16 protein-coding genes are annotated in these 19,974 nt (G+C 48.4%); 12 read left to right on the top strand and 4 right to left on the bottom strand.

Annotated features, from left to right (window positions below; all coding sequences use genetic code 11):
• Positions 1 to 2: 2 nt before the first annotated feature.
• Entirely contained in the window at positions 3 to 1,325 is a 1,323-nt protein-coding gene (locus BN3279_RS08320; protein ID WP_059050157.1) for an ABC transporter substrate-binding protein, read from the bottom strand.
• 224 nt (positions 1,326 to 1,549) lie between these two features.
• Here BN3279_RS08320 and BN3279_RS08315 point away from each other — a divergent pair, with 224 nt between their 5' ends.
• The gene (locus tag BN3279_RS08315) at positions 1,550 to 3,304 is read left to right on the top strand and encodes a cache domain-containing sensor histidine kinase (RefSeq protein WP_059050156.1); all 1,755 of its coding nucleotides are present in this window, start codon (positions 1,550 to 1,552) and stop codon (positions 3,302 to 3,304) included.
• A 15-nt stretch (positions 3,305 to 3,319) separates the two neighbouring features.
• Complete coding sequence (locus BN3279_RS08310; protein ID WP_059050155.1) at positions 3,320 to 4,870, top strand: response regulator; 1,551 nt, start codon at positions 3,320 to 3,322, stop codon at positions 4,868 to 4,870.
• Between the two features lie 8 nt (positions 4,871 to 4,878).
• Here BN3279_RS08310 and BN3279_RS08305 read toward each other — a convergent pair whose 3' ends face one another.
• A complete protein-coding gene (locus BN3279_RS08305) occupies positions 4,879 to 5,889 on the bottom strand; it encodes an LLM class flavin-dependent oxidoreductase (RefSeq protein ID WP_059050154.1) in 1,011 nt (336 codons plus the stop codon).
• 145 nt (positions 5,890 to 6,034) lie between these two features.
• Between BN3279_RS08305 and BN3279_RS08300 the strand changes: the two genes are divergently transcribed.
• From BN3279_RS08300 to BN3279_RS08260, 9 genes are all read left to right on the top strand, one after another.
• Entirely contained in the window at positions 6,035 to 7,768 is a 1,734-nt protein-coding gene (locus BN3279_RS08300; protein ID WP_059050153.1) for a sensor histidine kinase, read from the top strand.
• 106 nt (positions 7,769 to 7,874) lie between these two features.
• A complete protein-coding gene (locus BN3279_RS08295) occupies positions 7,875 to 9,449 on the top strand; it encodes a response regulator (RefSeq protein WP_059050152.1) in 1,575 nt (524 codons plus the stop codon).
• A 218-nt stretch (positions 9,450 to 9,667) separates the two neighbouring features.
• Positions 9,668 to 10,588, top strand: a complete 921-nt coding sequence (locus BN3279_RS08290) for an ABC transporter permease (protein WP_059050151.1) — start codon at positions 9,668 to 9,670, stop codon at positions 10,586 to 10,588.
• 79 nt (positions 10,589 to 10,667) lie between these two features.
• Positions 10,668 to 11,546 carry a carbohydrate ABC transporter permease gene (locus BN3279_RS08285; protein WP_187377769.1) on the top strand — a complete coding sequence of 293 codons (879 nt, stop codon included), beginning with the start codon at positions 10,668 to 10,670 and terminating at the stop codon, positions 11,544 to 11,546.
• 62 nt (positions 11,547 to 11,608) lie between these two features.
• The gene (locus BN3279_RS08280; protein ID WP_059050149.1) at positions 11,609 to 13,183 is read left to right on the top strand and encodes a DUF3502 domain-containing protein; all 1,575 of its coding nucleotides are present in this window, start codon (positions 11,609 to 11,611) and stop codon (positions 13,181 to 13,183) included.
• Between the two features lie 12 nt (positions 13,184 to 13,195).
• Entirely contained in the window at positions 13,196 to 15,286 is a 2,091-nt protein-coding gene (locus tag BN3279_RS08275) for a beta-galactosidase (protein ID WP_059050148.1), read from the top strand.
• Between the two features lie 144 nt (positions 15,287 to 15,430).
• Positions 15,431 to 16,192, top strand: coding sequence for a DNA/RNA nuclease SfsA (locus BN3279_RS08270; RefSeq protein ID WP_059050147.1), 762 nt, complete (start codon positions 15,431 to 15,433; stop codon positions 16,190 to 16,192).
• A 26-nt stretch (positions 16,193 to 16,218) separates the two neighbouring features.
• A complete protein-coding gene (locus BN3279_RS08265; RefSeq protein WP_059050495.1) occupies positions 16,219 to 17,169 on the top strand; it encodes a helix-turn-helix transcriptional regulator in 951 nt (316 codons plus the stop codon).
• A 64-nt stretch (positions 17,170 to 17,233) separates the two neighbouring features.
• Positions 17,234 to 17,602, top strand: a complete 369-nt coding sequence (locus BN3279_RS08260) for a VOC family protein (protein WP_059050146.1) — start codon at positions 17,234 to 17,236, stop codon at positions 17,600 to 17,602.
• A gap of 97 nt (positions 17,603 to 17,699) precedes the next feature.
• Here BN3279_RS08260 and BN3279_RS08255 read toward each other — a convergent pair whose 3' ends face one another.
• Together BN3279_RS08255 and BN3279_RS08250 are read right to left on the bottom strand one after the other, a co-directional pair.
• On the bottom strand, positions 17,700 to 17,867 hold the full coding sequence (locus BN3279_RS08255) for an aspartyl-phosphate phosphatase Spo0E family protein (RefSeq protein WP_059050145.1): 168 nt from the start codon (positions 17,865 to 17,867) through the stop codon (positions 17,700 to 17,702).
• Positions 17,868 to 18,057: 190 nt separating this feature from the next.
• Positions 18,058 to 19,410 (bottom strand): transcriptional regulator, encoded by a 1,353-nt coding sequence (locus BN3279_RS08250; protein ID WP_148466817.1) that lies wholly within the window; start codon positions 19,408 to 19,410, stop codon positions 18,058 to 18,060.
• 271 nt (positions 19,411 to 19,681) lie between these two features.
• Here BN3279_RS08250 and BN3279_RS08245 point away from each other — a divergent pair, with 271 nt between their 5' ends.
• Positions 19,682 to 19,900, top strand: coding sequence for a helix-turn-helix transcriptional regulator (locus BN3279_RS08245; protein ID WP_059050143.1), 219 nt, complete (start codon positions 19,682 to 19,684; stop codon positions 19,898 to 19,900).
• Positions 19,901 to 19,974 lie beyond the last annotated feature (74 nt).

The raw sequence follows: 19,974 nt of genomic DNA, 5'->3' as shown, positions 1-19,974 counted from the left end.
TTTTAGAAACCGGCGATTTCTTTATCTTTCATCAATTGAGCAAACTTCTCATCCCAGTTCTTCAATACTTCTTCAGGTGTCAAACCGCCAGCAAATTGGTCTTGCAACAAGCGGTACAGTTCACTACGGTCAACCAGCATGAAGGCATCCGTCGTAAGCACGGTTTTCTTAGGTGTGATGTAGTTGTCTACGATTTCTTGCTTGTGTTCTGGCAATTCCGGTGTAGTGACATCGCTCAGGTTCGATACATAACCCTTCGAGTCTACGATTTTCTGAGCTACTTCTTTCTCAGCCAGGAAGTTCAGGAACTGCTTGGCTTCTTCCAGATGCTTGGCTTTCTTCGGAATGAACAATTGACCGCCCAGTGGGCTTGCGCCAAGTCTTGCATTTTCGACTGCAGGGATCGGGAACACGCCCAATTTCATGGATGGGTCTTGCTCAGCTACCCCTTCAATCAACCAGTCACCCATGAACATCATGGCTACTTCTTTGTTCAGGAATTTACCCACGGCCATATCGTAGCTGTCGCTCAGCACGTCCGCATTGGTATAGCCTTTCTTGTACACATCGTATTGCTGTTGCAAGAAGGTTTGGAACTCCGGAATATCGGACCATTTCCGTTTGTTGCTGTTCAGTTCGTCGAAGTAAGTAGGTTCAACGGTTGTGATGAAGTCAGCGAATGCTGCTGCTGGCCAGATATTTGCTGCCCAAGCATCCTTGTAAGGCATGAATACTGGAGTAACGCCACTGGCTTTAATCTTCTCACAGACTTCCAGGAACTCTTCGTAGCTGTTCGGGATGGACAAGCCGAGGTCTTCGTAAATTTGTTTGTTGTACACGACCCCTTGCATCCCGGTATCCTGGCTGACGTGGAAGCTGTACACATGTCCATAGGCCGACAATACGTCTTTGTTCTGAATCCGGCTTACCCATTCCTGGTCGTCAAGAATTTCGAAGTTCCGTTCCAGGTTAAGGTCGGTAGTTGCACTAGCCAGGTTGTACTGAATCAGGTCAGGCGTTTCTTCTACAGCCAGCTTGGTTTGCAGTACCGTGGTGGTTTGCTCGGCTGGAATCAATTGCAGGTTAACCTTGATGTTGGACTTTTGTTCGAACTCGTCAAGGATGTCTTGTTGTATGAATGCGGAGTCCTGAGAGCTCTTGGAGATGGCTAGCTCGATGGTCACCTTGTTTCCTTTGGCGGCGCCCCCGTCTTGTCCATTGCTTGCACCGTTGCCGGATTTGGAGTTGCCTCCGCAGGCGGCCAGCGATACGGCTAATAGACCCGTAATGACCAGCGTAGCCGTTCTCTTGATTTTGTGATTCAAGGTAAATCCCCCCGTCTTTTTTTGTGGTTTTTGAATCCGTTTACAACTAGATTATAGAATGGGTAACACGTAAGGTACATGTCTGAGCATGACTTCTTCTGTGTAAAATTCTGAACTTGAAACCGTTGTCATCCAGTAAACGGAAATGGTACAGTTAGAGCATTAAGTCTGTATCTGAGTTAAATGAGGCATTCAGGCACAGCAAGGAGGCGCTTAACCCTGCGATGAAACCCTACATCTTGGGCAAGGCTCAGTTCAGCTTGCAAACGAAAGTATTCTTAACCTTTGTTGCCTTGTTGTTATTTATACTTGGCTGTTTTGTCGTCTACGTCAACTGGGTCGTAGTCAAGCCACTCAAGGAGCAGACCGTGGAAGACAAGATCGCGGCGGCGGCCAAGGTAAGCCAGCAGCTTGACGATTTCATTGATAGCCAGAACCAATTGTCCCAGCGCATTCTATCGAGTAAGGATATCTTCTCTATTTTGGATCGAGGTTATCAATCTGACCTGAACATTGAGCGGTTGAATCAGAGCCGCAAACTTAAGGAATTAATGTTCCAGGCCATCGGCCCCCGAATGAACATCAAGGATATGATCATTTATGATCCACGAGGACAGCAAATCGTTTCTTATCTGGGAGAGCCTACGCCCTCGTCGTCGTTGCAGCCCTTTTTGGACGCGAGACAATCAGGCGGGAACGGCAACGGGTTTGTTCTAGTGCAATATGAGGGGACCCTGTCGTTTGTCAGACCCATCAGTAATCAAAATGGCAAAGTGTTCGGTTATTTGTCAATCGTCATGAATCAGGTAGATCTGCAAAGAATTACGGGAGGCGGAGGTTCGGGCAAGATTTATGTGCTGGATGCTGAATCTCATCCCATTGCCGGGCATGACCAAGATGTTGATCCTGCCGAACTAAGTATCGGCGAATTCGCAGAAGGAATGTATACCGACAGCTTTGATAACTATGTGGCCTACGTCCAGTCCGACAGCACGGGATGGACCACCTATCTGGTCACGCCAAAGCGGGATGTGCTTGGCTCCGTCAACTCGGTGCAATATATCTCCATGCTGCTGATCAGCTCCTTGCTATTAATCTCGTTTGTATACATTTATCTGACCACACGGAACCTGCTGCTGCCGATTCGCAAGCTGCGCAGCCAGATTTGGCGTATCAGCTATAGCAATATGAATATCAAGATGGAGAATCGGGCGCAGAACAATGAATTAATTTTGCTCAACGAAGCCTTTGAAGACCTGATGGAACGGCTCCAAGAGTCGATTGATCGGGAAAAAATAGCGCTGCATGAGGAAGTCAAGGCGCGGAACTCTGCTCTTCAAGCGCAAATTGCTCCGCATTTCATCCATAATGTGCTCTATCTGATCAGCATTGCTGCCCAGGAGGGGAAGACGCAGGTGGTATCGGATATGTGCAAGCATTTGTCGGACAGCCTGCGCTATATTGTGTCCTCTCCTTATGCTCATGTCACACTGGCGGATGAACTGGAGCATACGCGGCATTACCTGGCCTTGGTGCAACAGAAATATGAAGAGGACCTGGTCTGGGAGATCGAGGCGGACGAGCTTGCGCATAGCATTCAACTGCCCCGGCTGGTCCTGCAGCCTTTTGTCGAGAACTGCATTGAACATGCCTTCGAACATAGCGATCCACCATGGCGAATCCACATTACGGTGAAGCAATTTAACGGACTTTGGGCCGTGGAGATCAAGGACAACGGGGCGGGCTTCCCACCTGACAAAATCCAAGAGATCATGGATAAATTGCGAGAAGACGGACCAGAGAGCCGGGAACACCGCGATGAGCATACCAAGCTGGGGAATATGGGCATCGTCAATAGCGTAAACCGGTTGAAGCTGATGTATCAGAACCGGTTATTCTTTAATATTTTCAACCACGGGGAAGGGGAGACGGGGGCCACGGTGCAAATTATCGGGTCGCTGACGCAGGACTTCTATTAAGGGAGGGGGAGAGTCATGTACAATGTGATGATTGTCGAGGACAGCAAGCCCATTCTGCGAAATATCAAAATGCTGCTGAATTCGCTGGGGCTTCCAATCGAGGTAGTAGCAACGGCGGGGAACGGAGAAGAGGCCTTGGAGCTGCTGCAACAGCAGTCTGTGGATTTGGTGCTGACCGATATTCGCATGCCGAAGATGGATGGTCTGACCCTAATTGAACGAATAAAGCCAATTCGGCCGGATCTGCTATATGTGTTAATCAGCGGCTACAACGATTTTGAATATACACGCAAGGCTCTTAACCTCCAGGTATTTGATTATTTACTCAAGCCAGTAGAGATTAAGCAATTGTCGGAGGTCATGGATCGGGCCATGGAACGTCTGGAGCAGAGGACCTCGGGCGGCACGGAATTGCTGAAGGATATCGTTGATCCGAAGTATTACGCCAGTCTGCGGCTGGGTGACCAGTTCCACCATTATGGGAAAATAGTGCTGTTGCTCCGGAAGCAGCCCTTCACGCCAGGGGGAGAAGGTTGGACGCGGGATTTCATCCAGCAGGAGTTGAATGACACGTTAGCTCCCCATCTCTGCTGGGTGTTCCCTACCCGGACGTCCAAGGAATATCTTGTCCTGGCTCACAAGTCAGCCCTGGAGACCTATTCTTCCGTCTATAGCTGTCTGGAAGCAATCCGCCGCAGCTTGGGGGAGCGAGGACTTCAAGTGGCCGTGGGCGGACAGATGCAGCCTGCGGACCCGGGCGGCTTGCTGGAGGCCTATCACCGGATATCCGGTATTCTGGATGAAGGACAACGCATTCACCAGCCCATCGTCGTTGACACGGAGGTATCGCTTCCGCTGATTCACTCCGAATCTGCTGGGCTGGATCGAGCGACCGGTGCCATATTCGTTGAGTTAATTCGCAACAAGCGCAAGGAGCAATTCTTGCTCAAGCTGAATGAATGGCTAGGCAAATGGCGGGGAGAACCTATCCGGCTCGCCGAACTGGAACGATTCATTGGAGTGCTTACGGGCACCTTCGCTCAGACGGGTGTAGAGCAGGATCATCAATTCCGCATAGCCCTGGAGGCTTCTGCCGCTAGCTTGCTCGTAGCGGATAGCTATGACGGGTTCTGCCAGGAGTTTCAGGAATGGGCCAAGCAAAGCTTCGATCAGGTGCAGTCGCAGAATCGGAAGAGTGCGGAGGATTTGTTCCGGCAGATTGAGGAGTACGTCAGGATGAATCTCTATTCCTATCTGTCCATCACGGATGTAGCGTTGAAATTCCATGTCAGTCCGTCCTATATCAGCCGAATCATGAAGAAGTATACCGAGAGCACCTTCGTCCAGTATTATACGGAATTGAAGATCAAAGAGGCTTGCCGGCTCATGGCCAGCAAGCCGGAAATGAAATTCAGAGAAGTGGCTGATATCTTATCCTTCAGTGATCAGCATTACTTCTCCAAGGTGTTCAAGGAATACACAGGGTATAGTCCTACGGATTACAAGGAGAAGGTCTTGTCTGGCCTGCCTCAGGAGAAGCTGCCGGGACAAGAGCATGAAGAATAAGGTGCTCCTTATCGCTTGCCACCAAACAGATTGGCCAGTAATTCATAAGAGCGTAAGCGGGCCTGATGGTCATAGACTTGAGCGGATACAATAATCTCATTCGCTCCCGTGCGCTCGATCATCTGCTCCAGTCTGGCCGCCACCGTATCCGGTGAGCCGATAGCTGAATAGCCTAATTGGCGCTCGACCAGCGCTTGCTCCTGCGGCGTCCAGTCCAGCCGCTCGGTAGGTGGACTAAGCTGTGCGGTGCGCCGGCGAATCAGATTCAGGAATTGCTGATGCTGCGATGTTGCCAGATATTGAGCTTCCTCATCTGTATCCGCGACAATGACGTTAATGCCGATCATAGCATAAGGCTCTGGGAGCTCGGCAGAAGGCTGGAATTGCGAGCGGTACAACTCCAGCGCGGGCATCAGATAATCTGGCGCGAAGTGGCTGGCGAAGGAGAACGGCAATCCGAGTTGTCCCGAGAGTTGGGCGCTGAAGCCGCTGGAGCCGAGCAGCCAGATCGGGACGTTAAGTCCTTCGCCGGGAATGGCTCTTACCCGCATTGTGGAGCTGGATGTAGGCTGGAAGTAGCCACGCAACTCACTCAGCCGTTCCGGGAAGTCTTGCCCGTCGCTGCCTGGGCCACGGCGAAGCGCCTGCGAGGTGAGCGGGTCGGAGCCGGGGGCCCGCCCCAGGCCAAGATCGATCCGCCCAGGGTAGAGGGACTCCAGTGTACCGAATTGCTCGGCGATCACCAGCGGTGAATGGTTGGGCAACATGATTCCACCTGAGCCGACACGAATCGTGTGGGTGCCTCCGGCTACATACCCAATGGCGACTGCAGTCGCAGAGCTGGCGATTCCTGGCATACTGTGATGCTCGGCCAGCCAGTAACGGTGATAACCCCAGCCCTCGGCATGGCGGGCCAGGTCCAGCGTATTGCGCAGGGACTCGGTAGCCGTACTGCCGATAGTGATCGGCGCCAGGTCAAGGATGGATACAGGTATGTCTACGAGCTGCGAATTAGTCATATATCTAATCTCCTTTATAAAAGCTGAAAGTTTAAGATACTGAGTCATCATGACCCATTCAATTTATTATAATCCAAATTTGAACAAGAACGAAGCGACTTGCTTTGTCTTGCTGCAAGGTTACTCCCCAGGGAGGATTGTTCGGATGAAGAAATATATCCCGTTCACCTATAAAATGTTGATTCCATACCTGCTGCTGGCATTATTAACAGATGTTATTATCGGTTATGTTTCTTACTCCATGCTAGTGGATTCCCGGACAGAAATGGCCGAAACGAATATTCGTACCGGAATGGAGCAGGCCCGAAATAATATTCGCTACCAGATGGACGAGATTCAGCGGATGTCGGATACCCTGTTCGGGGATCTGGCATTTCAGCGTGCCTTGCAGACTCGGGGAGAGCCCTACGATATTTACCTGGTCATGATGGATGTGATTGTTCCCCAGGTTACGGCCCCCCTGAAATTATTCGGCAATGATATCCGCTTGATGCTCTACACGCTGAACGATGATCTGAACATGGTAGCAGGCGACCACTTGGAGGAGCCGATTTATGAGAGCGATTATTATATCCTCCCCTTTGAAGAGATGGAAGGCGCTGCATGGTATAAGGAGCTCAAGGAATCGGGACAGGACAATACGTGGGTACAGGTTGATACGGATGGACAGCTTGGAAATATTTCGCATATTCGGCGTTTGATCTCGTATAACGGCAATATGGCCCTGATTGGCTACCTTCGGATCACCGCTTCGCTGGATGATCTGTTTGGCGATTTCTCCACCTTCCCGGTGGAAGAAGGGATTACGGTACGGCTCATAAATAAGGCGCAGGATAACAAGCCGCTTTACCAGCGGGGAAGTGCAGCGACAGGGGCAAGCGCCGAGGGATACCTGAGTCTGTATGAGCCCATTCCGGGCTCGGATTTCATCATTGAAGCGCTGGTGCCGCAGGCTTATCTGAAGAAGGATGCAGGCCGCATGCAGCAGGTAGTCGTGACGGTATGCGGCATTAGCTTTGTGGGCATGACCGCGATCGGACTGGTTGTAGCACGTCTGTCCGGCAGGAAGATGAACCGGATCGTACGGTTGGTCCGTTCATTTCAGGAGGGGAACTTTCAGAAGCGGATTCGCTTTTCCGGCAATGACGAATTCGTGCATATCGCCGATTCCTTTAATTTGATGGCAGATGACATTCAAAAGTTAATTAACAGCGTATATGTACAGGGTATCGAGAAGAAGCAAGCTGAGCTTATGGCGCTACAGGCGCAAATTAATCCTCATTTTCTCTACAACACGCTGTCCACGATCAGTAGCTTGGCCAATTTGGGTGAGACGTCCAAGGTGACTGAGATGGTGCAGGGCTTGTCGCGATTTTATAGGCTAACGTTGAATCAGGGGCATGTGATTACGACGCTGCAAAATGAGTTGAAGCAGGTGGAGACCTATCTTGAGATTCAGAGAGTCAAGTATGCGGGGGCCTTTACGGTGCATATTGATGTTGACGCCGAAATCTTGCACATCCCGGTGATGAAGCTCATTCTTCAACCGTTTGTAGAGAATACGTTTAAGCATGCCTGGTTTGGAGAGACCATTGCCATTGTGATCACAGGGCAACGGGTGGGAGACTACGTAGAGCTTAAGGTCATCGACAACGGAATTGGTATGAAGCCGGAGGCGGTTGCTCGATTAATGGCGGGACCTGCTCAGTCGGGAGGTTATGGGGTTAAGAATGTCCATGAACGGATCAGGCTCAGGTATGGGGAGCCTTATGGAATCCGTATTGCCAGCATCTTTGGCGCAGGGACGACCGTGCAGATAAGAATTCCGTCAAACCCGGGAGCAGACTCCGCACCAGCACCTTTTTTCCAGGAAAACTAGTAAAATCAGTGAATATGTATATCTTTTCATTGAATACCGCTATGTTCAGGGCCAGGAAGGGCCAGTATGCTCAGAATGGGAGTAATTTAGCGCGGAGGAATGCGTGATGAATGTCAACGTATTATTGGTTGATGATGAAGCGGTTGATCTGGAATGGCTTCGACGTAGAGTGGTTGACAGCGGTCTGGATTTGCGGGTCATTGCGGCCGTGAACAGCGGGTTTAAGGCACTCAAGGTGATGGAACATGAGCAAGTCGATCTGATCCTGTGCGATATTCGTATGCCTATTATGTCGGGCATTGAGTTTGCACGAAGGGTTAAGGAACATCATCCAGGCGTCAAAATTGTATTTATCAGCGGGCATGAAGATTTCGAATATGCCAAAGAAGCTATTAGCATAAGCGTATCAGGGTATCTGCTCAAGCCGGTAGATGACCAGGAGCTCTATGATATGGTCAGCGGGTTGTGTGACGCCATCACACGGGAGCAAGAGCAGGATCGTACCTATACGGAGGCCTTGACCCTGCTGGGTGAAGGCATGCTGCTGCGGTGGCTGAACGGGATATCCCCAGAGCAGGTAGCCGAACATGTTCAGGGACTATTAATCCCAATGCTCCAGGCGGGGACGGTGGCCGCTATCGTGGAAGTGGATGATGTGCAGTGGAAGGCGGGGGGGCTGAATGAAGAGGAGAGGGACCGTCAGCTTCATAAGGTGTTTTCATTTGTGCAGTATTTTGCCGCCGAAATCAAGCTGGGCACGTTCATTATGGATCAACCGGCGCGTTATGTGCTCCTGGCTGGCATGCCGGAGCATTTGTTCCTCGAATGGATGGAGGAACTCGTCCGCGCCGTACGTCAAATCTCACCGTTCTCCATCACGATAGGGGTAGGCAGAGAGGCCAGAACGGAAGAGGATCTGCGCGATTCCTATCGGCAGGCGCAGGCTGCGTTAAGCGCGAAGTGGCTTGTGGGCAAGAATCGCTTGATTCGTGAGAACCGGTTGCTCACCACAGAGAACCGGCTGGTGTCGGAGCAAACGGATGATATCGTGAAGCGGATGCTCAAGGCCGTCCTGGGCTATGATCTGGTAGCCATTGATGATGGCTTGGTGGAGCTCTTCTATCATGGTAGACCGCTGGCTTACAAGAATGATGCGTATGATTTGATAATCCGTATGACCGGCAAGCTGCACGCCGGGCTACGCGAAATTCACGAGGATTTGTATGAACTGCTAAGGTGGGATGCTCATCAGCCAGAGCTTCTGTTCCAGTTCGAGACCATTCATGATATCGTCTCCTGGCTGCGTAAGAGACTCTTTGAATTATCGGAGCTGCTGTACGCCAAGAAGACGAAGCAGAAGCGCCGGGTCATCGAGGAGGTCATTCAATATGTTGAGGATCACCTGGAGCAGAAAATTACGTTGAAGGAAGTTGCGACCCATTTCGATTTCAGCCCCAACTACCTGGGCCATTTGTTCAAGGAAGAGACCGGGGAGCATTTCAGCGACTTCTTAAATGAGCTCCGAACCAGACGGATTTGTACGTTGCTGCAAAATCCGGGGTTTCGGATTTACGAGATTGCCGAGCGGATGGGGTATAGAAACATCATCTATTTCAACCGTCAATTCAAGCAAGCAACCGGTATGACGCCAGGGGAATACCGTAAAGCCCTTCGAGTGTAAGGGCATGCTAAGCTATCTCCCCTCCACTACTGCATGTTGCTAGAGGACGCGTAAGGTCTGTTTCAGGCCGGACGGGTCCTTTTTTTATAGATACTGGGAAATCAGGCGTGATCGTGGAATTAGTATTAGGATTAGTTGTTTTGCTGAATCCCTTTGGAAAGCGCTTAACTTTATACTATTCACTATAAAGAAAATCATCTAAGAGGGGAGTTCGAACCATGAAGCGAAGCGGGCTTTGGAACGATATCAAGAAATACAAGATACTGCTGCTTATGCTCACACCAGCGGTATTGTTTTTCCTGCTGTTCGCTTATGTACCGATGGCGGGGATTGTATTGGCATTCAAGCAATACAACTACACGGGAGGGGTGTTTGGCAGCCCGTGGAATGGACTGGACAACTTCCGCTTCTTCTTTGACTCGGGGGATGCCTGGCGAGTCACGCGCAATACCGGTCTCTATAATCTCGCCTTCATTATAGTGAACAACGCGCTCCAGATTTTCGCCGCTATCTTGTTGTTTGAGGCGGCGGGTCCATGGTTCCGCAAGATTACGCAAACGGTCATGTTCTTGCCTTATTTTATCTCATGGGTCGTCGTTGGGGCTATTGCCTACAATCTGTTCAACTACGATTATGGCACCATTAACGTACTGTTGGGTGCCCTCGGGCTGGAGCCTCTTGATATCTATAATACGGCATCCTACTGGCCACTGATTCTCATTGTGGTATCCGCGTGGAAGGCACTGGGGTATGGCACGATTATGTATTTAGCCGCGATTACCAGTATTGATACGGAGATGTATGAAGCCGCAGAAATTGATGGAGCTAACGTCTTCCAGCGCATACGTCGTATCACAATTCCAAATTTGTACCCTACGGCAATCATTTTGATGCTGCTGGCTATAGGCAATATTTTCAGGGGGGACTTTGGCATGTTCTACAATATGGTCGGCAACAACGGGCTACTGTTCTCCTCCACCGATGTCATTGATACGTTCGTCTTCCGCTCGCTAACGACTTCAAATGAAATTGGTATGTCGGCCGCCGCAGGATTCTATCAATCCATATTGGGCTTTGCCACGATTATGCTGGCCAACTATGCGGTACGCAAATATGATTCGGATCGCGCCCTATTCTAACACGCGGAGGTGAACTAAATAGATGAAGCTGATCGTTCCCAAGCTTACACCAACACAATCATCGGTGGGGAAAAAACGTATGGCCACGGATCGCTTGCTCCTGCACCTACTGGGATACACGGTGCTGACGGTACTGACCGTCTTCTGCCTATTCCCCTTCATCCTGGTGATCTCTTCGTCTCTAACCGAGGAGAGCAGCATTATCAGGGACGGGTTTCAGCTTATTCCCACCTCCTTCTCCCTGGAGGCTTACGCCATCTTGTTTAAATACCCGCAGGAAATGCTCAAGGCGTACGGAATTACCATTACCGTTACTCTGCTGGGCACTTTGTTTGGCTTGTTCCTGACCTCCATGACGGCCTATGTGTTATCCAGAAAAGATTTCAAATGGCGGAATCGCTTCTCGTTTTTCTTCTTCTTCACGACCTTGTTCAGTGGAGGGCTGGTTCCGTGGTATTTGCTGATCGTTAACTATCTTCAATTGAAGGACACGCTGCTTGTGCTTATTTTGCCGATGCTGATGAACGTCTTCTATATCATTGTCATGAAGTCGTTCATGAGCAGCATTCCGGAGGCTATTATCGAATCAACCAAGATTGACGGAGCGAACGATTTTCAAATCTATCTCCAGTTCGTGCTGCCGTTATCGAAGCCGGCGCTAGCGACCATCGGGTTATTTATCGCGCTGGGCTACTGGAATGATTGGTATAACGCCCTCTTGTTCATTTCCAACTCTGATCTGATGCCGCTGCAATATTACCTGTACCGCCTGCTTGGCAATATGGATGGGATGCGTAAGGCTATGATGGCCGCCGGGGCAGTTATGTCCTCGGATATCCCGACAGAGAGCCTGAAGATGGCGATGACGATTGTGGCTACAGGGCCTATTATGATCGCTTATCCTTTTATTCAGCGTTACTTCGTGCAAGGGTTGACGATTGGAGCGGTGAAGGGGTGACCTCAGGGCAACCTGGTTACTAATAGATGCATTTATCTTATTCCATAGGGGGAATTCCAGTCATGAAACAAAACAAGAACTTCATGTTACTGTTAGCCGTCATCTGTGTGTTGGTTGCGGTGCTCTCTGCGTGCGGAGGTGGCTCGGGACCAAATGCCAATCAAGCGAAGGAACCGGCTTCGCCAGGTAATACCGGAGCATCTGAAGCCTCTGAAGGAGCGGTGGACATCTCTCAGGAAGCGACGCTTAAGCTGCTGATGATCGGTAGCAAGCCAACGGATTACGACGAGGTATTCGGAGAATTGAACCGGTTGTTGAAGGAGAAAATGAACGCCACCGTTGAAACTGAATTTCTGGATTGGGCGGATTGGACGCAGAAATATCCATTGAAATTTGCCGCTAACGAAGATTTCGACATTGCTTATACGGCGAACTGGGCTTTCTATAACGACCAGGTGTTAAAGGGCGGGTTCCTCGAGTTGACTGACGAGATGCTGCAGCAATATGCCCCAAAGACTTGGGAGGCGTTGCCTGAAGCTGCATGGGAGCAAGCCAAGGTTAATGGTAAGCTATACATGGTGCCTAATAACAATCAGGAAGTCACGGATAAGGTGGTGTTAGTCCGCGAGGATTTGCGCAAGAAATATAATCTGGACCCCGTAAATAGCCCGGAGACTTATGCCGCTTACCTGAAAGCGATCGCTGCTGGCGAGAAGGGTATCAGTCCATTTGGAGCCAAGCCGGCCGATGGCTGGAAGTGGCATGAACTGGATCAGATCCTGCTGGAGCAGCAAAATGAATGGAATTTGGTCGATTATAATTTTCCGTTGGGCTACAAGTTGGACGATCCTTCCGGCAAAGTGTTTAATGTGTATGATACCCCGGAATTTACGCAGCTCATTGAGTATTACAAGGATTTGGCTGATCAGGGCGCCTGGTCCAAGAACATTGTCAGCAACAAAAATGATGTCTATCAGGATATCAAAGCCGGCAAAATCTCTTCCTATGCACAAAACCTGGGGACGATCTCCAGCAATGTCGGCGAGATTCGCCGTGACAAGCCGGAAATGGAGGTGAACGTAGCCGACTTAACGCCAGATAAGAAAAAAATTGGAGCGATCTCCACGCAAAACGGTATGAGCATTCATGCAATATCCAAGCAACCGGAACGTTCGCTGATGCTGATCGATTTGCTGCAGAACGATAAGGAAATACATGATCTTACGATGTACGGCATAGCCGGCAAGCATTATGAGCCTGTGGGCGATGATAAATACAACCCAGGTCCCAGCTATGCGAATTATAATCTATCGGGCTTCTCCGTATGGGGCTGGAACTCTCTGTTGAACCGTACGGATGCTTCTTATCCTGAAGAAGGTACAAAGATGCTCGAAGAGTGGCAATCCAAGGTACACCACTTCCCGCTGGAGTCCTTTGTATTTGACGACACGAAGGTGAAGAACGAAGTAGCGAACGTAGGTAATGTCATGCTGCGCTATGCGATTCCATTGGAATATGGCCTCATCAAAGATTTGGAGAAAGGGCAGGCCGATCTGATCAAGCAATTGCAGGCAGCGGGGCTAGATGTCATTCAGCAGGAACTGCAAAGTCAAATTGACGCATTTCTTGCCCAATAAGAGGAGGATTCCATGAGTGCAAGAGTGATGAAACATCTTCCAATCAGCGATAAGCTTCCCGTATTGATGCATGGAGCCGATTATAACCCGGATCAATGGCTGCATGATCCACAGGTTCTGGCTGAGGATATACGCCTGATGAAGCTGGCGAACTGCAATGTGATGGCCGTAGGGATCTTCTCTTGGGCGACGCTGGAGCCGGAGGAAGGAATCTACCATTTTGAATGGTTGGATGGGGTGCTGGATTCCTTTGCTGCTAACGGTATTTATGCCTGGCTGGCTACGCCCAGCGGCGCCCGGCCTACCTGGATGTCGGAGAAATATCCTGAGGTGCTGCGCGTGGAGAAGAACCGCGTGCGCAATCTGCATGGCATGAGACACAACCATTGCTTCAGCTCTCCGGTCTACCGTGAGAAGGTGGCGCAGATCAATAGCAAGCTGGCGGAGCGTTATTCCCATCACCCGGCTATTGTGGGGTGGCATGTGTCCAACGAATACGGTGGGGAGTGTCATTGCGATTATTGTCAGGAAGCCTTCCGCTCTTGGCTCAAGCGCAAATATGGTTCCTTGGATGCACTGAATCGTGCCTGGTGGACGGCCTTCTGGAGCCATACGTACACCTCGTGGACACAGGTGGAATCTCCAGCCCCACATGGGGAGACGATGGTACACGGGCAGAACCTGGATTGGCGCCGGTTCGTCTCGGATCAGACTATTGATTTCTGCAAGCATGAGATGCTTCCCTTACGTGAAGTCAATCCAGAGCTGCCTTGCACTGTGAATATGATGGATTTGTACGAGGGCTTGGATTACCGCGAATTTGCCAAGGTGGTGGACGTGATCTCCTGGGACGCTTATCCGACCTGGCATGATGCGACATCTGATGCCAGGACGGCTTCCTGGTTCGCATTTAACCATGATCTGTTCCGCTCCTTGAAGCAAAAGCCGTTCATGCTGATGGAGAGCACGCCTTCCTTGACCAATTGGCAGCCTGTCAGCAAGCTGAAGCGGCCGGGGATGCACAAGCTATCGTCTTTGCAGGCGGTAGCGCATGGCTCGGATACGGTGCAGTATTTCCAGTGGCGCAAGAGCCGGGGCTCCAGCGAGAAATTCCATGGGGCAGTGGTGGACCATGCCGGTCATGAGCATACTCGTGTGTTCCGTGATGTAGCGTCGCTTGGTGAATCGTTGTCCCGGCTGGAAGCTGTTGTTGGCACTTCAGTTCCGGCAGAAGCGGCTATTATATTTGATTGGGATAATCGGTGGGCTATCAAGGACGCTCAGGGCCCTCGTAACCAGGGGATTCATTACGAAGAGACGGTAATGCAGCATTACCATGCGTTATGGGAAATGGGTGTACCGACCGATATCATAGGATCATTTGATGATCTTGACAGCTATAAGCTTATTGTCGTTCCCATGGCTTATCTGCTTCGTGCAGAAACGGGTGATAAGCTGGAGCAGTTTGTGAGGGACGGCGGGACGCTACTCGCAACCTATTGGACGGGAGTCGTTGACGAGAACGACCTTTGCCATTTAGGCGGCTTCCCGGGCCCTCTACGCAAGACGGTTGGCGTATGGGCCGAAGAAATGGATGGCTTGCATGATCATGACCGCAATGCATTGATCATGACCGAGGGCAATCCGCTCAACCTGACTGGAGTGTTCGAGATTCACGAGCTTTGCGAGCGTATCCATGTCGAGGGTGCCAAGGTTATCGGGGTGTACCATCAGGATTTCTATGCTGGCGAACCGGTGCTGACCGTCAATGAGTTGGGTAAGGGCAAGGCTTATTACTTGGCGGCACGTGTGAGTGATTCCGCCTTCTATGAGGAGCTATATGGTCAACTGGTTCAGGAGGCAGGAGTAAGGCGTGCCCTTGATGCCAAGCTGCCGCCAGGAGTAACGGCCGGGCTGAGAAGCGATGGGGAGCACGAATATATTTTCGTGCAGAATTTCTCAGGTCAACCGGCTCTTGTTGAACTGCCTGGAACAGAGTATGAGGATGCCGAGAGCGGTCAGGTTGTAACTTCAAGCTCGATAGAGCTTCCGGCGAATGGTATCTGTGTTCTCAAGCGCCAGGTGAACCTATATAAGCGATGACTCAAAACTTGCTGTTAAATCTCATAAGATGCGAAATACTACTGACATTCAGTTGTCAGTAGTATTTTTGTATAATCTAAATATTAAACGGCCAAAGATGATACAAATGAACTTTGTTTAAAGCTTACTGAAGGAGACTTTACTATGGACACGGATAACAATCCATTTATCTTTGAAACACCCCTCATTGAAGGAGTAATTAGCAGACGACGAAATCGATTCATTATGGAAGTTGAAGTTGACGGCGTCGTTATTGATTGCCATTGTCCCACTACAGGACGTATAGGTGATATTGTTTTTCGCGATATCCCATGCCTGCTTTCAAAAAGCAATAATTTATCAAGGAAAACCCTTTATACGGTGGAGGCCATTTCCGTTGATTTACCCTCCGATGCCAATAAATCCTGGATAGGTATCAATCAAAATGCCGCCAATAGATATGTAGAACATTTTATAAAGAGCGGCCAACTTTCTAATATGGTGAGGAATGGCGGAGCCATCCAAAGAGAACAAAAAATAGGGAATTCCACCCTTGATTTTCTTGTAGGCAATACTTACATTGAAGTCAAAACGCCGCTTACCCGATTGCAGATTGAGGTTAAGGAACATATTGAAACCAAGAAAGGAAGCAGTTTCACCTCATTTGAACGATTTGTTAAGCACGTTGGGGAACTGGCCCATAGTTTGAATGCAAATGACAAAGCCATCTTGTTAGTATGTTTTATTTACGATAGTCCCAAATATATTGGCTCAACTCAGGGAAAGCATAGCAGTTATATCCGGAATTCTGTGCAATTATCAATTAATCAAGGGGTTGAAGTATGGCAGGTTAACTTCGAAATAACCCCCACAGGAGTCAATCTCGTACGTTATTTTGAAACAACCCAAGACATGCTGGGTGGTTGAATTCGAACAAGGGAGTGCAGCTTCAATTGAATAAAACAGAGCGTCTTTTAGCCATTGTAATGGAATTACAGCGAAGCAAATTGTTGACTGCCGATGCTTTAGCAGAGGTCTTGGGTGTCAGTGCAAGAACGATCTATCGCGATATGCAGGCTTTGAGTGAAGCCGGTGTTCCCGTCATGAGTGAGACCGGATCAGGATATTCCTTAATGGAAGGTTATTTTCTGCCACCTATCAGTTTCACTGTAGATGAGGCTGTATCGCTACTTCTGGGTGCTGAATTTATAGAAAAGCGGTTTGATCCTGCTGTTCGCCATAGCGCGCGTTCTTCCCACAGAAAAATTGAAGCCCTGCTGTCTCGTCCCATTCGTGAGGAGACAAGCCGCATACAAGGGAGCATCCGTCTGCTCCAAAAAGATGAATTGGATATCCTGACTAGGGAGAAATTAAATCTGGGAAGCATTCGCGAAGCTATGCGGGAGGGTAAGAAATTACGGTTCACCTATCACAAAGGGGTTGCTGGAGTGGATGGAAACCGGGTTACGGAGCGAACGGTATCGCCATTCGGATTGGCACATGATGAACAAAATGGCTGGCTGTTACTTGCTTTCTGTGACCTGCGGGAGGACATTCGCCATTTCCGAGTCTCTCGGATCAGTGATCCTGTCCTGACGGATGAGACGTTTCAACTTCCAGATAACTTCGACCTTCATTCATATCGGCCAAAGGATACCCGCAGCATTCGGGTCTGTGCCATCTTCAATCCAGCAGTCATCGACAAGGTTGAAGAAGCCAACAACTACTACATGGAGACTACCGAGTCTAAAGAGGACGGCTACCATGTCACTTTCCGTGTACGTCAACCGGAAGAGTTGCTGTCCTGGTTCCTTGGATGGGGGGCAGATGTGGTAGTTACGGAACCTGAATCCTTCAAACACCGAGTAAAAGAAGAAATCGCAAAAATGAAAGAACGCTACTGACATACTGTTGGCAATAGGGGTCTTGTACAATCAAGATATACAAACAACAAGGAGGACATTTATTATGTCAGCAATTGGACCGGATTTCATCTCACTTCAAGTGAGTGATCTTGAAGACTCTGCGAAATTTTATCAAAACTATCTTGGACTGGTTCGCTCACAGGCGGGTCCCCCTCATGCCGTGGTCTTTGATACCAAGCCCATTGCCTTTGCACTTCGTGACCTGATCCCAGGAACAGAACTCGGTTCAGCAACTCAGCCCGGACTTGGTGTTGCTCTGTGGCTTTATGCCCCGGATACGCAAGAAATTCACGACAAGCTTGCAGCAGCAGGCGTAAAGATTACAACCGCACCGATAGATGGACCCTTCGGGCGTACCTTTACCTTTGCCGATCCGGACGGTTACCTCATCACCCTTCACAGTAAAGCCTAGTTACACATGATGTAGTCAGTTCCCCATACAGTAGTCAGGTGAAATAATAATAACCTGTTGCTGTGAGGGGAGCTTTTTTATGTTGACCAATTAGCGCTCAATTGAATTTCTTGGTGAGTTGATTGTATTGATTAATGAGCTTATCCAGCCATACGGATTGACGGATGACATGAGGATGGCTTAATTGCCCATGATATTTTTCTGTCAGTACATGGAGTTTTTCTCTGGCTGCTTCAATGCGATCTTGGAGCCTTTGTAATTCCATATGAACACCCTCCCCATGTCATATTTTAGGGGATTATGTCAAATTCTTGTATAACTCATTGTTGGCATCAATTAATTAATAAAAAAAGACTCCCACAATGTAGGAGACTCTTTGTGAAATATTCAGCTATGTTCCCCATCCATGACCCATTACCTGAATTAAAATAGGTGTTCCAGCAAAAGTAATGAAGCTACACAGAATCAAAAAGTAGTAGATTTTTTTTCTCATTAATTTCATGCACCTCACTTGATAGTGTCTTGAACTTTAATTTGGCATCAGTGCTGGCATATTCTCTATATTTCTCAAATAAGGTGAAGCAAACCAAAATATTTTTCTCACTATTTATCCTAACGGACAATTCTAAACTTGCCAAGAGATACTCTAAAGCCTTCGTAAAATTCTGCTTTTGATTAAAAAAGTAAACGGCGAAATCTTTATAAAATCGAGCATGGGCCTCTTTTATAATGTCTCGTTGGTACGCTCCAGCAATTATGTCTTCAACCTGATAGGGTATGTATCCCGAAAATTTTTCCGCAATGTCGTCTACATTAATCCTGTGCATGTTTGCTACCTGAATAATATGGCACATTGCAATAAATATCTCATCCTCATGCACTGCAACGTAAGAAACATACTCTTCAAGGACCTCTAATTCACCCGACATTAAACGGTAGAGAAGCGTATTAATCGTGGCCCATTCAGTGAATTGAGCAATGATACGCGCTGCCATCTCGTCCTGCTCTCGAATCCAATGTTCACCATCTGCATAGAGGGCTACAAATTTCAACGCCATATTATAGTCGCCATAATGTTCATGAACGGTGGCACGGGCAAGATAGGCATAAAGGATGTAATAATACAATGGCTGTGTTGCTTGGACTTCCTCTAAACGATGTGACTCATTTTTTAAATGATACAAGGAGGATGCAAGTTGCTGTAGTTGAACTGCCAGTGATTCTACCTTGGACCATTTATGGACCATGCCAAAAATGTGCATAAGCTGCTTAAGGGCATCTAATTGTTCCATTTCAGGAAGGCGATTTGTATAAAGTTCAAACTGTGTAGCTGCTGCTAAGTTTTCTTCTAAATTTTCTCCTAATCGAAGGTTAAACAAGCGGTATCGGCAAAGAGCCAGTCGCTCAGAGTGCTGATATCTTTCAGATTCAGCAACCTGACTATAAATCAATGCTGCTGCTTGTAGTTTCTCTTGTTTGAAAAGTAGCTCAGCAATATCAAATAAGGCGATATTGTACTGACGATCCTCCAATAACTTTCCAACAACCTCTTCTATACAATCCAAGCGTCCTAGTTCAGCACAACGTATAATAAAGGGACGAATTCGACGTAAATTACTGGATGAAGCAAAGCATTCCTCAATATATTCTTGAAATAAGCCATCCTCTGGCAACTTCATACCGCTCGTAATTCGTTGTAGTTGCCCTAGGGATATAGGTTTTAACCCTTTCAGAATTCGGCTTAACGTCCCTGTATTAATAGTGGATAACTGCGAGAATTTGGATATAGACAACTCTTCTTCTTGCATATGTTGCTCTAATAGTTCCCGTATTGATCGCCGCAACTAAAGACCTCCAGCCCTGAATACCATATATTAGGATGTCCATTGAAATAATGTATACCTAAATTGAACATCGGTCAACTAGATATAATCACTAAAATGAATTAACTAAAACCTATAGAAATAGCTTGGTTATATTATACACGAAATATATTTCATGTATAATATAACATGTTTTATTTAACGTGATGCATAAATTGCTACTCCTCTATCATAAGAGTGAGAGGAGCAATGGGCATTGAAAATTAAAGAAGCAAGAGAAGCCGCTGGGTATACTCAAGAGAAACTGGTCTATCGGATTAACAACTCTATGAATTGCTCGTTGCGGAATTATCAAAATATAGAATATGGTACTGTAATTCCTAATGTCACATTGGCGCTATTGATTGCTCATTTGCTGGAAGTGGACCCCAGGGAGATAGATGAATGGAAGTTTAAATGGGATAAAGATTTGTAGCTCTGTAAATTAAAAAGCAGCCACCGGGATAAACAAACGGTTGGCTGCTTTATCTTTTATAATTGTATTGCTTG

This window comes from Paenibacillus senegalimassiliensis (assembly GCF_001486585.1).
GTDB lineage: Bacteria > Bacillota > Bacilli > Paenibacillales > Paenibacillaceae > Fontibacillus > Fontibacillus senegalimassiliensis.
The sequence above is the reverse complement of the archived record's forward strand: the minus strand, read 5'-3'. Positions and strand labels throughout refer to the sequence as shown.

Excerpts from the sequence above, each read along its gene's own strand:
- BN3279_RS08315 (WP_059050156.1), top strand. The coding sequence starts at position 1,550 with ATGAAACCCTACATCTTGGGCAAGGCTCAGTTCAGCTTGCAAACGAAA.
- BN3279_RS08310 (WP_059050155.1), top strand. The coding sequence starts at position 3,320 with ATGTACAATGTGATGATTGTCGAGGACAGCAAGCCCATTCTGCGAAAT.
- BN3279_RS08305 (WP_059050154.1), bottom strand. The coding sequence starts at position 5,889 with ATGACTAATTCGCAGCTCGTAGACATACCTGTATCCATCCTTGACCTG.
- BN3279_RS08300 (WP_059050153.1), top strand. The coding sequence starts at position 6,035 with ATGAAGAAATATATCCCGTTCACCTATAAAATGTTGATTCCATACCTG.
- BN3279_RS08295 (WP_059050152.1), top strand. The coding sequence starts at position 7,875 with ATGAATGTCAACGTATTATTGGTTGATGATGAAGCGGTTGATCTGGAA.
- BN3279_RS08290 (WP_059050151.1), top strand. The coding sequence starts at position 9,668 with ATGAAGCGAAGCGGGCTTTGGAACGATATCAAGAAATACAAGATACTG.
- BN3279_RS08285 (WP_187377769.1), top strand. The coding sequence starts at position 10,668 with ATGGCCACGGATCGCTTGCTCCTGCACCTACTGGGATACACGGTGCTG.
- BN3279_RS08280 (WP_059050149.1), top strand. The coding sequence starts at position 11,609 with ATGAAACAAAACAAGAACTTCATGTTACTGTTAGCCGTCATCTGTGTG.
- BN3279_RS08275 (WP_059050148.1), top strand. The coding sequence starts at position 13,196 with ATGAGTGCAAGAGTGATGAAACATCTTCCAATCAGCGATAAGCTTCCC.
- BN3279_RS08270 (WP_059050147.1), top strand. The coding sequence starts at position 15,431 with ATGGACACGGATAACAATCCATTTATCTTTGAAACACCCCTCATTGAA.
- BN3279_RS08260 (WP_059050146.1), top strand. The coding sequence starts at position 17,234 with ATGTCAGCAATTGGACCGGATTTCATCTCACTTCAAGTGAGTGATCTT.
- BN3279_RS08255 (WP_059050145.1), bottom strand. The coding sequence starts at position 17,867 with ATGGAATTACAAAGGCTCCAAGATCGCATTGAAGCAGCCAGAGAAAAA.
- BN3279_RS08250 (WP_148466817.1), bottom strand. The coding sequence starts at position 19,410 with ATGCAAGAAGAAGAGTTGTCTATATCCAAATTCTCGCAGTTATCCACT.